The sequence below is a fragment of the Bradyrhizobium sp. SRS-191 genome, assembly GCF_024586915.1.
Classification (GTDB): Bacteria; Pseudomonadota; Alphaproteobacteria; order Rhizobiales; family Xanthobacteraceae; genus Bradyrhizobium.
This window is the reverse complement of the sequence record NZ_JANBVS010000003.1, coordinates 224763-237415: the sequence shown is the minus strand read 5'-3', so window position 1 is coordinate 237415 and position 12653 is coordinate 224763. Positions and strand designations below refer to the sequence as shown.

Annotated in this window: 8 protein-coding genes; 6 read left to right on the top strand and 2 right to left on the bottom strand. The window is 67.1% G+C overall.

What is annotated here, in order from left to right; genetic code table 11:
- Window positions 1-84: 84 nt before the first annotated feature.
- Window positions 85-1683, bottom strand: coding sequence for an L-aspartate oxidase (locus NLR35_RS07880; RefSeq protein WP_257165981.1), 1599 nt, complete (start codon window positions 1681-1683; stop codon window positions 85-87).
- A 364-nt stretch (window positions 1684-2047) separates the two neighbouring features.
- On the opposite strand from NLR35_RS07880, the gene NLR35_RS07875 reads away from it, so the two are divergent.
- The 6 genes from NLR35_RS07875 to NLR35_RS07850 all read left to right on the top strand — a co-directional run bounded on the left by NLR35_RS07875 (window position 2048) and on the right by NLR35_RS07850 (window position 9777).
- Complete coding sequence (locus tag NLR35_RS07875; protein WP_257165980.1) at window positions 2048-3295, top strand: MFS transporter; 1248 nt, start codon at window positions 2048-2050, stop codon at window positions 3293-3295.
- A gap of 64 nt (window positions 3296-3359) precedes the next feature.
- Window positions 3360-4346: an MDR family oxidoreductase gene (locus tag NLR35_RS07870; protein ID WP_257165979.1), complete on the top strand. Its 987-nt coding sequence runs from the start codon at window positions 3360-3362 to the stop codon at window positions 4344-4346.
- 114 nt (window positions 4347-4460) lie between these two features.
- Window positions 4461-5078, top strand: a complete 618-nt coding sequence (locus NLR35_RS07865) for a hypothetical protein (protein WP_257165978.1) — start codon at window positions 4461-4463, stop codon at window positions 5076-5078.
- A gap of 180 nt (window positions 5079-5258) precedes the next feature.
- The gene (locus NLR35_RS07860; protein WP_006610689.1) at window positions 5259-5492 is read left to right on the top strand and encodes a DUF6894 family protein; all 234 of its coding nucleotides are present in this window, start codon (window positions 5259-5261) and stop codon (window positions 5490-5492) included.
- 714 nt (window positions 5493-6206) lie between these two features.
- Window positions 6207-7895 (top strand): methyl-accepting chemotaxis protein, encoded by a 1689-nt coding sequence (locus tag NLR35_RS07855; RefSeq protein WP_257165977.1) that lies wholly within the window; start codon window positions 6207-6209, stop codon window positions 7893-7895.
- Between the two features lie 196 nt (window positions 7896-8091).
- Entirely contained in the window at window positions 8092-9777 is a 1686-nt protein-coding gene (locus NLR35_RS07850) for a methyl-accepting chemotaxis protein (protein WP_257165976.1), read from the top strand.
- Window positions 9778-9780: 3 nt separating this feature from the next.
- Here NLR35_RS07850 and NLR35_RS07845 read toward each other — a convergent pair whose 3' ends face one another.
- Complete coding sequence (locus NLR35_RS07845; protein WP_257165975.1) at window positions 9781-12462, bottom strand: DUF2339 domain-containing protein; 2682 nt, start codon at window positions 12460-12462, stop codon at window positions 9781-9783.
- Between the last annotated feature and the right edge of the window lie 191 nt (window positions 12463-12653).

Genomic DNA, 12653 nt, shown 5'->3' with positions numbered 1-12653 from the left:
CTCCGGCGCATTGGCGATTGCCCCGGAATGACGGTGGCGCGTGGCAGCTCCCGCTCGATCTCGACGCAGCGAAATCGGACTGCGCTAAGCACTCAGCGACCGCGGCAGCCGCGCCGTCGGCCGCGCCGCGAGCTCGTCGGCGATTTCGCGCGCGGCCACGAGCGTGGTCATGGTCCGCTGTGCGAAGCTCGGGTTCTCGGCCGGGCAATCGGCGCGGCAATGCGCGCCGCGGCTTTCGCGCCGGCTCCAGGCGGCCGTCGCGATCAGCAGCGCCGCGGTCGCCATGTTGCGCAGCGCAGGATCGATGATGTTGCGCTCGAGCCTGGCGATCGTGCCGATGGCCTCGGCCAGTCCTTCCTCGTCGCGGATGACACCGACCTGACTGGTCATGATCTCGCGCAGCGTCCTCACGTTCAACATGGGATCGGCGCCGACGGGCTCTGCGATCGCTAGTCCCGACAGGGCAGGGCAGGTCGCAAACGTGCGGCCCGAGATGTCGTCGGCGATCCGGTTGGCGAACACCAAGGCGGCGAGCAGTGCGTTGCCGGCAATGTGGTTGGCGCCATCCGTGGCGGTGGCCGCCGCTTCACCCGCCGCCCACAGCCCGTCGATGGAGCTGCGGCCGCTTCCATCGACCGCGATGCCGCCCATGTGGAAATGCGCGGCCGGGGCCACCGGAATCGGCTGCCGGGTCGGGTCGAGCCCGGCGCCGACGCAGGCACGGTGAAGCATCGGATAGCGCTCGGCGACGTCATCATCGAGCACGTCGCGCGCATCGAGGAACGCGCCGCGTCCGGCTGCGAGCTCCGCGAGGACGCCGCGAGCGACCGTATCGCGCGGAGCGAGGTCGACCAGCGGATGGCGCGGCAGCATGAAGCGTTGGCCGCGCCGGTTGATCAGGATCGCGCCGGCGCCGCGCAGGCTCTCGCTGACCACCGGCGAGGGATCTTGCCCCGTCATCATCGCGGTCGGATGGAACTGCACGAATTCGGGGTCGGCGATGACGGCGCCGGCGCGCGCGGCGATCGCAAGGCCAGTGCCGTTGGCGTGGCCGGGATTGGTGGTCGTGGCGAACAGATGGCCGACGCCGCCGGTCGCGAGCACGACCGCCCGGGCGGCCATCAGCACCGGCGCGGCGGCCCTGTCGCCGGTCTTGCGCAACTGCAGGCCGCACACGGCGCCGGTCTCGGTCAGCAGCGCGTCGGCGACATGTCCCTCGATCACGCGGATCGAAGGTGTTGCGCGCACCGCGTCGGTCAACGCGGCCACGATCGCCTGGCCGGTGAAGTCGCCGCGGACACTGAGGATTCGCCGTGCCGCGTGCGCCGCCGCGCGCGACGTTGCGAAAGCGCCCTTATGATCACGATCAAACGCAACGCCGAGACGCAGCAGATCTTCGATCCGCGCCAGACCGTCGCGGGCAAGCTCCAGCGCGATGGCCTCATCCACGAGCCCGCCGCCGGCTGCGATCATGTCAGCAGCGTGGTCCTCGGGGCTGTCGCCGGGGGCAACCGCTGCCGCGATGTCGGCCTGCATCGTGGCGCCGAACGCCTGCTCGCCGAGCGGTGTCGCGGAGATCAAGATGACCGGCTGCGGTGCGAGCTTCAGCGCGCAGAACAGTCCTGCCACGCTGGCGCCGACGATCACGACATCGCCCGTCGTTTCGATCTGGTCGTGGTCCATATGCTGTCCAAATTCCACATTCGGTGCGCATATGTATCAAGCTACCAGTTAGTTCTTCTTCAGAGACATTCGTCGCTGTTTACAGGTGTTTGGCGACAAATCGCGGCCGTTCTGACGGTCGCTCCCGCGGAGCGTGAATCAGCGTTGGTCACTCGCGCATCGGGCGTGGCACGTCCCGACGACTCGCGATGCATGAGTTTCATTGGTGGAACTCGGCATGGGATGACGTCGTGTCATGATGCGGCGCGTCATGGATTTTTTTCATGCCTGAGTTCCCGCTTTTGAGCTTGGGGGTTCAATGCAAATGCATTAACCCATCGGGGCATGCGCCGACGAGCGGCAGCGGAGCAGGGGAGGACAACCCATGTCGATACAGGCAGGCGATCTCGGCACGGCCTCGCGCAGCCAGGGCTGGCGCACGCCGCTCGTCATCATCGTCTGCGGCTGTGCGATCGCGCTTCTCAGCTTCGGTCCGCGCTCCAGCCTCGGCTTTTTCGTGCAGCCGATGAGCCGCGAATTCGCCTGGGGCCGTGACGTGTTCGCGCTGGCCGTGGCCGTGCAGAACCTGCTGTGGGGTCTCGGCCAGCCGCTCGCCGGCGCCATCGCCGACCGCTTCGGCGTCATGCGCGTGATCTGCGTCGGCGCGCTGCTCTATGCCGGCGGTCTGTTGATGATGCGTTACGCGACGACGCCGTTGTCGCTGGATATCGGGGCCGGCGTGCTGGTCGGGTTCGGCCTGTCCGGCTGCTCGTTCAACCTCATCCTGTCGGCGTTCAGCAAGCTGCTGCCGCCGGAGCGGCGCGGTCTCGCGCTCGGCGCCGGCACCGCCGCCGGCTCGCTCGGCCAATTCCTGTTCGCGCCGTTCGGTGTGGCGCTGATCGACCAGTTCGGCTGGCAGAGCGCGCTGATGGTGTTCGCAACGCTGATGTTGTTCATCGTGCCGCTGTCGCTTGCGGTGGCGACGCCGCCGGCGGCCGAGGCCAAGCCGACCGAGGCCGAGCAGCAGTCGTTCACCACGGCGCTGATGGAAGCGTTCGGCCACCGCTCCTACGTGCTGCTGGTGCTCGGCTTCTTCACCTGCGGCTTTCAGCTCGCCTTCATCACCGTGCATCTGCCGGCGTTCCTGGTCGATCGCGGCCTGTCGGCGCAGACCGGCGGTTGGGTGATCGCGGCGATCGGCCTGTTCAACATCATCGGCTCGCTCAGCGTCGGCTGGCTGCAGAGCCGGCTGCCGAAGCGCTACATCCTGTCCTTCATCTACTTCACCCGCGCGCTGGCGACGCTCGCCTTCATCTCGTTCCCGGTGACGCCGGCCACCGCCATCGCCTTCGGTGCAGTGTCCGGGCTGGCCTGGCTCTCCACCGTGCCGCCGACCTCCTCGCTGGTCGCAATCATGTTCGGCACCCGCTGGCTCGCCACGCTCTACGGCTTCGCCTTCGTCAGCCATCAGGTCGGCGGCTTCCTCGGCGTCTGGCTCGGCGGTATCGTGTTCGAGCGCTACGGCTCCTATACGCCGATCTGGTGGCTCTCGATCCTGTTCGGCGTGCTGTCCGCGCTGATCAACCTGCCGATCGTCGAGAAGCCGGTGGCGCGCGCCGTCCCCGCGACCTGAGTTGCGCGGGACGTCCGATCGGCTAAACATGGCCTGAATCGAACAAAGCGCAGGGAGTGCTGCCGTGGGAACGTTCAAGGCGATCCGGATCGACAAGGCCGACAAGGGGACCACGGCAACGCTGACGCAGTTCGATGAAGCCGAGTTGATGGACGGCGACGTCACCGTCAAGGTCGAATGGTCGGACCTGAACTACAAGGACGGCCTGGCGCTGACCGGCAAGGCGCCGGTGGTGCGCCGCTTCCCGATGATCGCCGGCATCGATTTCGCAGGCACCGTCGAGCAGTCCAGCCACCCGCTATGGAAGCCGGGTGACGCCGTCATCTGCACCGGTTGGGGCATGGGCGAGACCCATCTCGGCGCCTATGCCGAGAAGGCCCGGGTCAAGGGCGACTGGCTGGTCGCCCTGCCGCAGGGCCTCTCGGCCCGCGACGCCATGGCGATCGGCACCGCCGGGTTCACGGCGATGCTCTCGGTGCTCGCTTTGGAGAAGAATGGCCTGACCCCGGCCAGCGGCCCCGTGGTGGTGACGGGCGCTGCGGGCGGCGTCGGCTCGGTGGCGACCGCGGTGCTCGCCAAGCTCGGCTACCACGTGATCGCCTCGACCGGGCGCCTGGCCGAGGCCGATTATCTCAAGGCGCTCGGCGCGGCCGAAATCATCGACCGCAACGAGCTGTCCGGGCCGGCCAAGCCGCTGGCGAAAGAGCGCTGGGCGGGCGGCGTCGACAGCGTCGGCTCCAACACGCTGGCCAATTTGCTGTCGATGACGAGGTATGGCGGCGCCATCGCCGCCTGCGGGCTGGCCGCCGGCATGGACCTGCCGTCCTCGGTCGCCCCGTTCATTTTGCGCGGCGTGTGCCTGCTCGGCATCGATTCGGTGATGTGCCCGCTGCCCGCCCGCAAGGCCGCCTGGGCGCGCCTCGCAACGGACTTGGATCGGTCAAAACTGGCTGAAATTACTCACGAAATCGCCCTGGATGAGGTCGCCTCGCTGGGCCCGCAGATCCTCGCCGGCCAGGTTCGCGGCCGGACGGTGGTAAGAATATCCTGAGGATGTTCAGACTTTTCAAACCATGCTGCTCCATTGTTGCCATGGTTGGTATGGTAAGCATGGGGTAAAGATACCGCCTTACCCGCTGCGTGGGGTTAAGTGGGAGTTTGATACATGCTCGGGCGTTTTTTGCTGGGGACCCTGACGGCAGGTGCCGTCGTCGCGCCTGCGGTCGCGGGATCGATGACGGCCGACGAGGCGCGGAAATTCGTCGCCGGAAAGGTGTTCGCCTTCACCTGCGTTGACGGCACCCGCGGCGCAGGCCGCCTTCTCGACGACATGGGCGCCGCCGGCGCGGTGCAGTTCTCGGGCTCGGGGCCGGTGCGTCACATCCGGCTGCCGGGCAACACGCTGCAGATTCGCGGCCAGAACGTCTGTGCCTCGATCAAGGGCATGCCGTTCGAGCCGTGCTTCAACCTGGACAAGAAGGACGACCGCAGCTTTCGCGGTTCCGTCTCTGGTCTCGGCGCCTTCGCCTATTGCGATTTCCAGCACCAGGGCGGCGCCACCATGTTGATGGCGCGTGCCGTGGCGCGTCCACGCGGCTCGCGTGCAGCCGCGCCCGCCGCCGCGGATCCGTCGCATACGGAAGTCGCCGCGCGGGTCGAGACGCCACGCGTGGAGCGCAGCAAAGTGGAACCCGTCAAAGCGGAATCCGCGAAGCCTGATACAAGCAAGTCCGAAAACGCGAACGTTGATGCCGCCTCGGAACTGCGCCGTTCGACCGATTAGTTATTAGTTCACGCATCATTTGAAAAACACGGCACCGATTAACATAGATCAATCTGATCCGGATTGAGCGCACGATAGAGGTCATTGCGCCGTAATCGTACGGTCCGCTTGATTCATGCCTCGGTAGCGACTCGCGTTGCAGTTTCTGACCGGGGGGTGGCCCACTAGAAAGGGTCGGTAATGTCGCTTTACTTCTTTCGGATCAGTCAGGGCCGCTATTCCGGCGCGGCTGATCAGCCTTATGAGTTTGCTAACCGGGAGACGGCTTGGAACGAGTTGACGGCCGTCTGCTCGGACCTGATCGGCGGAATTTCGAAGACGCTGCAGCAGGGGGCAGAGTGGCAGATGGAGCTGCTCGACGAAGCCAAGCAGCCGGTGTTCCGCATCCGCCTCGTGTCCGAAGCGGTCACTTGATGTCGTTGCCGGACCATTTCGCCTGGGCCTGATCCGGGCCTGCGGTGTCTCGCCGACGTTTCTCCCAATGCAGCATTCGCGCCTGAACGCGGCATGCGATCAGGCCGATCAGCCCCGGCGGCGCCGGTGCGTCCAGGCGCGGCGTCTCGCCGTCGCCTCAGCTTGGGTCCGGCGGCATCCCGAACCATCCATCGCGCTGCGCGTGCTTGCCGGGAGTCAACGTGAGACTGCATCCTGCGGCCGCGCACCTCTCAGCCTCTCAGCACGGCATCTTGTCTGAACGCCCGGCTTGCGAGCCCGTGTGTCGCGACAATGCGCGCTTTCTGGTTGCAGATTAACGCGCCCTTAGAGATTGGTGGCATACCAGAAGTTGAACGATCAGTCCGACACGAGATCGAAGGTGTTGCTTAGCGAGATACCTGCGCGGGTGTCGTCCGACGCCCGGTGGAGCGACACCGGTGACAGAGCACCGCGCGGACAGCGCCGGTGCGCATTTTACATGCATTGTCGGTAGTCCTACGGGCTCGGAATTAACTTCCGATAAGCCTGTTTCGCGCCCAATGACATCGTCAGAGCCGAATGAGACCTCGCTGCTTTCCGAGGCTTCCGATGCTCCGACCTCGACGCCGCGCAGCGCAGCGCAGACCTGAATGTTCGGGCCGTCCTTGGCGCTGCGAGAAAAGCGGCCGAACGCGCAGTCAGCTGGGGTCATCAGTGTCAAAATTGTCCATTCGTACGAAGATCATTTCGGTCATCGCCTTCATGCTCGTCACGATGTGCGGGCTCGGCGCGCTCGCGGTCGCCAGCATGAATGCGATCAATGCGAGCACGGTCGACATCGCCCAGAACTGGCTGCCGAGCGTGCGTGCGATCGGGGAGCTGCGCGCGGACATCAACCTGCTGCGCATCGCGCTGCGCGCGCATGTGATGTCGGAGACGGCCGAGGCCAAGCAGGCGGCGGAGAAGCGGGTCAACGGAATTCTCGAGACGATCAACAAGGACCGCAAGACCTACGAGCCGATGATCACCTCGGCCGAGGAACGGACGATCTACAACAACTGGGTGCAGGCCTGGGAGAAGTATGTCGTCGCCGTGAAGCAGGTGATGGACGAGTCGACCAAGAGCGTCGGGAGGGTGCCACGCGAGGCCACCGAAATGCTCGAAAAGTCCGCCGCAGCCATCGCGCGCGACGCCGACAAGTATTTCATCCAGGACATCGAGCTCAACAACAAGGGGGCCGATGATGCGACGCGGCAGGCCGCGGAAAGCTTCTCGCGTGCGATCTGGCTGACCGTCTCGATCATCGCCGTCGCCGTCATCGCCGGCGTCGCCGTGGGCATCTATCTCGTGAAGAACGTTTCGCAGGGCATCACCTCGATCATCAAGCCGATGCAGGAGCTGGCCAAGGGCGATCTGAGCGCCGAGGTGACGCATCGCGGCGAGCCGACCGAGATCGGTGCGATGGCCGACACCTTGCAGGTGTTCAAGGAAGCGCTGATTGCAAAGAAGGAGGCCGACGAGCTCGCGGCAAGCGATGCCGAGGCCAAGATCGAGCGCGGTCGTCGCGTCGACAACCTCACGCGTCAGTTCGAGGCCACCATCGGCGAGATCGTGCAGACGGTGTCGTCGGCCTCGACGGAGCTCGAGCATTCCGCCGGTGCATTGTCCTCGACCGCGACCCGCTCGCAGGAAATCTCGACCGCGGTGGCTGCCGCCTCGGAAGAGGCGTCGACCAACGTGCAGTCGGTCGCGTCCGCGACCGAGGAGCTGTCCTCGTCGATCACCGAGATCAGCCGCCAGGTGCAGGAATCGGCGCGCATGGCGACCGAAGCCGTCGACCAGGCGCGCATGACCAATGACCGCGTCAGCGAGCTCAGCAAGGCGGCGGCGCGCATCGGCGACGTGGTCGAGCTGATCAACACGATCGCCGGCCAGACCAACCTCCTGGCGCTGAATGCGACCATCGAGGCCGCCCGCGCCGGCGAAGCGGGACGCGGCTTCGCCGTCGTCGCTTCCGAGGTGAAGGCGCTGGCCGAGCAGACCGCCAAGGCCACCGACGAGATCGGCCAGCAGGTCTCGGGCATCCAGGCCGCCACGCAGGAGTCGGTCGGCGCCATCCGTGCGATCTCCACCACCATCGAGCGGCTGTCGGAGATCTCCTCGGCGATCGCTGCTGCGGTGGAAGAGCAGGGTGCGGCCACCCAGGAAATCTCGCGCAACGTGCAGCAGGCGTCGGAGGGCACGCAGCAGGTTTCTGCCAACGTCGTCGATGTGCAGCGCGGCGCCACCGAGACCGGAACGGCGTCCACGCATGTTCTGTCCGCGGCACAATCGCTCGCCACCGACAGCGATCGTTTGAAACGCGAAGTCGCAAGCTTCCTGGCGTCGGTCCGCGCAGCCTGATACCGCAACGGCCTTCGCCGTCGCTGGAATTCTATTAGGACGTAGTTCAGCATTAACTGAAGTTTACGGACAAAGCGGCAAGCTGCTCCTCGGCAGTTGCCGCTTTTTTCGTTTCGCAGCGGTGCCCGGCCGCGCAATGGTGCTATGCCTGGATGACACGACCGGTTGCGAGACGCTTCTCCCGGAGGATCAGGACGTGTCCAAGCTTTCCATTCGTTTCAAGATCATCTCGGTCATCGCATTCCTGCTGGTCGTGATGTCCGGCCTGGGCGTGCTGTCCCTGCGCAGCATGCGCACGATCAACGAGCGGACCGTCGACATCGCCACCAACTGGTTGCCGAGTGTGCGCGCGCTCGGTGCGCTGCGCGCCGACATCAATGTCTACCGGCTTACGTTGCGCGCTCATGTGATGGCTCAGTCGCCCGAGGCGAAAGCCAGCAACGACAAGCGCATGTCCGATACGCTCGCCAAGGTGAAGAAGGACATCAAGGTCTACGAGCCGCTGATCTCCACCGCCGAGGAACGCGGCATCTACGAAGCCTGGACGCGCGCTTTCGATACGTATTTGGCTGAAGCCGAGAAGGTGCTCGACGTCTCGCGCAAGAGCGTCGGAAAGCTGCCTGACGACGTCGAAGCCCTGTTCAAGCCGACCGGAGTCGCGGCCAGCGCGTCCGAGGAGCTTCTAAACAAGGCGATCGACTACAACGACAAGGGCGCCGAATCCGCGACGCGCGACGCCGCGGAAGGCTACAACACGACGTTCTGGGTCGTGACGACGATCATTCTCGCCGCGGTCGCGGCCGGCGTCGGCGTCGGCCTCTATCTCGTTCAGGACGTCTCCTCCGGCATCGCCTCGATCATCAGGCCGATGCGGGCGCTCGGCCAGGGCGATCTCTCGGCCGAGGTGCCGCATCGCGGCGAGCCGACGGAGATGGGCGCGATGGCCGACACGCTGCAGGTGTTCAAGGAGGCGCTGATTGCCAAGCGGGACGCCGACGCGCTCGCCGCGCGCGACGCCGAGGCCAAGATCGAGCGCGGCCGCCGCGTCGACAACATCACGCGCCAGTTCGAGAACACGATCGGCGAGATCGTGCAGACGGTGTCGTCGGCCTCGACGGAGCTTGAGCATTCCGCCGGCGCGCTGTCATCGACCGCCTCGCGCTCGCAGGAGATCTCGACCCAGGTCGCCGCGGCCTCCGAAGAGGCCTCCACCAACGTTCAGTCGGTCGCCTCGGCGACCGAGGAGTTGTCCTCGTCGATCACCGAGATCAGCCGCCAGGTGCAGGAGTCCGCGCGCATGGCGCAGGAGGCCGTGTCGCAGGCGCGCCAGACCAACGATCGCGTCGGTGAGCTGTCGAAGGCCGCCGCGCGCATCGGCGACGTCGTCGAGCTGATCAACTCGATCGCGGGCCAGACCAATCTGCTGGCGTTGAATGCGACCATCGAGGCGGCGCGCGCGGGCGAAGCCGGCCGCGGTTTCGCGGTCGTTGCATCGGAAGTGAAGGCGCTCGCCGAGCAGACCGCCAAGGCCACCGGCGAGATCGGCCAGCAGATCGGCAGCATCCAGGCCGCGACGCAGGAATCGGTCGGCGCCATCCGCGACATCTCCGGCACGATCGAGCGTCTCTCGGAGATCTCCTCGGCGATCGCGGCGGCCGTCGAAGAGCAGGGCGCAGCGACCCAGGAGATCTCGCGCAACGTCCAGCAGGCCTCCCACGGCACGCAGCAGGTGTCGGCGAACGTCGCCGACGTGCAGCGCGGTGCGGCGGAGACCGGGCAGGCGTCGACGCATGTCCTCGACGCCGCCAAGTCGCTGGCCACCGACAGCGACCGCCTCAAGCGCGAGGTCGCCTCGTTCCTGCAGTCGGTGCGCGCGGCGTAACGTTCAACCCGCAGGCTGAGCCGGCGGCGCCTGCTGCTGCCGCCGGAACAGCACCTTCTGGTACAGCCAGCCGATCGCGACCAGCACGAGGCCGAGGCCGATGAAGGACAGCGCGCGCCACACCCCGGTCAGCGCCGACATGTCGACCAGGAAGGCTTTCAGGATCGTCAGCGCGATCACGATCGCCGACGCGAGGCGCGCGCGTTGCGACGAGACGACGACGCCGATGCCGAGCAGCACCACGCCGAAGCCGAGCCACGCGATCGAGTAGGTGTACTGCTCGGCCGCGCTGGTGATGCCGCTCGTCAGAACCGGTCCGTGATAGATCCGGCGGATCTCGAGGCTCACATAGGACAGCGCCATGATCAGCGCGCCGGCGGCCAGCGTGTTGCCATAGGCCGCCGGACGACGGCCCGCGACCGCGTAGGACAACAGCAGCATCAACACGGCGGGGAAGGCGTAGGCCAGGATCAGGATGTTCAGGAGCCGTCCCCTGATCGCCTCGTCCGAGACCATCGGGTTCTCGAACAGCAGCAGGCCGAGCACGGTGGCGCCGCCGGCGAAGCCGGTCAGGATCACGGCGCCGACATTGTGCACGATGCTCTGGCTGCGCTCGCGCAGCCGCTCCAGCCCGATCGCAAGCGCCAGCGCGACGCAGACGTCGAGACCGATCTCGGCGAGCGACGGCACCGCCAGCATGTCGCCGTCGTTGACGGCATGGCGGATCTCCAGGAACGCCAGCAGCGTCGTGAACAGGATCGCGGCCGCCTCGACGGCGCGCAAGGGCGCGTCGTCGCCATAGCAGCGCATCAGGATGCTCGCGCCCCAGAACGACGCCGCCGGCACGCCATAGCCCCACAGCAGCCAGTTGAGGATCGGCGTGGTGCCGACATCGGCACCGACGATGCGCGGGTCATAGCCGATGCGCAGCACCACCAAGCCGGCGAAAACGGCGGCAAGGGTGCGCAGGAACGGGATCGGCCTGTTCTCGTAGATCCAGGCGGTGCCGAGCGACATCAGCGCCAGCGCGATCGTCAGCCAGCCCTTCTCCAGCGCAAAGGTCAGCGCCAAGGCCAGCGCGGCCAGCGTGCCGGTCGCGAACAACGCGATCGAGACTGGCAGCCCCGGCCGCTCCTCACGCCGCGTCAGCAGCTCGGTCGCCGCGGCAAAGGCAGCCGCAAGCACGACCGCGAGGATCGCGAACGGGATCGAGCGGTCGAGATGGGCGATGCGCGCATACAGCGCGACCAGCAGCGCCAGCGGCGTGAACACGCCGGCGGCCGACCACACGACGGGCACGGCGGCGTTCTCCGAGCGGCCCTGCGCCAGGAATCCCGCGCCGCCGAAGCCGAGCGCGAAGATCGCCGCGGTCACCAGATGCGATGTGACGGAGGCGCCGAGCGGGTTCGGGCCCATGCCGGGCAACGCGCCGCCGGGCAGCACCAGCAGCTCCGGATTGTCGCGCAGCGCCCATTCGGCGAACACCAGGAACACCGTGCCGGCCGCCGCGGCGACCGCGCCGGTTGCGCTCGGCGCGCGCCAGGCCACCGCGAGCGTCGCTGCGATCAGCACGGTAAAGCCGATCAGCGCCAGCCCGTCGTGGAAGCTCGCCAGCACGATCAGCATCGCGCCGAGCAGATAGACCGCAAGCCCCACCGACGAGATCGGCTCGACTTCGTCATTGTCGGCGGCGGGGCCGAACAGGAAGCCGCAGACGACGATCAGCGCGGTCAGCGCGAAGCCTGCGACCACGTGGAAGACATGCGGCGCCACCGTCTCGACGCCGGCATCGAGGCCGGGCAGGGTCCACAGGAACGACAGCCCGATCGTGGTCATCGCGAGCCAGCGCCACAGCCGCACCCGCGCCAGCGCGAAGGCTGCCGCCGTGACGATGGCGAGATAGATGTAGAGCGCCCAGTAGTTCGGCTGGCCGGTCGAGACCAGCGCCGGCGTCGTGAAGGCGGCGACCAGGCCGAGCCCGGCGAGCGCCGGGCCATGCAGCAGCGCCGCCGCGAGCGTGCCGAGCGCTACCGCGCCGAGCAGCACGAAGGCGATCGCCGGCGCCAGAAATTCATACAGCGCGTACGCCGCATAGATCGTTGCGAACGCGACCGCCGTGCCGGCAGCCGTGAGGATCGCGGGAATGTTAGCGATCGGCAGCGCCGCGATCTGCGAGATGCTCTCCTTGCGCCGCGTCCATTCGCCGGCCGCGAGCAGCGCGGCGGCGAACAGCGCACCCAGCGCGACGCGCACCTCGGGGCCGACCAGGCCGGCCTCGATCGAATAGCGCACCATGAAGAAGCCGCCGAGTGCGAGCGTCAGCCCGCCGACCCACACCACCCAGCGGGTGCCGATGGTCTCCTCGAAGCCGGCCTGGGCTTGCGGCAATGGCGGGACGAAGGGAGGCGGCTCGGATATCTCGTCGGTCGTCATCGCCGCAGGCTGCAGGGAGGGCTCGGCGACCTCCGGCAGCGGCGGCGGCACCGACGGGGCTGCGCCGGACTCCTGGAACGGACTGAGCGACGGCGCGGCCGGCATCACGGGCGCCGTGACCACGGCCCGTGCAGCCTCCAGCTTGGCCAGCCGATCCTGCACCTCGGCCAGGCGGTCGGAGGTGCGGCGCGCGAAGGCGAGCGCCGCGAACGCGATCAGGAGGGCAATCCAGTCCAGAGGCCAGTCGAACATCCCGTCGCAATCCTGAAAATCGATGGCGCCCGCCGGCGTCATAGGTGAGGGAACAGAGGGCCTTTCAGGCCCCAGCGGTCGCGCAGCGATTCGCGCCGCGGCACGGCGTGCCGGCACGATGGCTGCAGTTCCTTGAGTGTCAAACCGCGCGAGGGAAGTTCAAGCGGCGCTGGTATGTTGTTACTCGGCGC

What these genes read in the sequence shown, in the direction of transcription:
- NLR35_RS07875 (WP_257165980.1), top strand. Translation starts at nt 2,048, where the DNA reads ATGTCGATACAGGCAGGCGATCTCGGCACGGCCTCGCGCAGCCAGGGC.
- NLR35_RS07845 (WP_257165975.1), bottom strand. Translation starts at nt 12,462, where the DNA reads ATGTTCGACTGGCCTCTGGACTGGATTGCCCTCCTGATCGCGTTCGCG.
- NLR35_RS07860 (WP_006610689.1), top strand. Translation starts at nt 5,259, where the DNA reads ATGTCGCTTTACTTCTTTCGGATCAGTCAGGGCCGCTATTCCGGCGCG.
- NLR35_RS07880 (WP_257165981.1), bottom strand. Translation starts at nt 1,683, where the DNA reads ATGGACCACGACCAGATCGAAACGACGGGCGATGTCGTGATCGTCGGC.
- NLR35_RS07865 (WP_257165978.1), top strand. Translation starts at nt 4,461, where the DNA reads ATGCTCGGGCGTTTTTTGCTGGGGACCCTGACGGCAGGTGCCGTCGTC.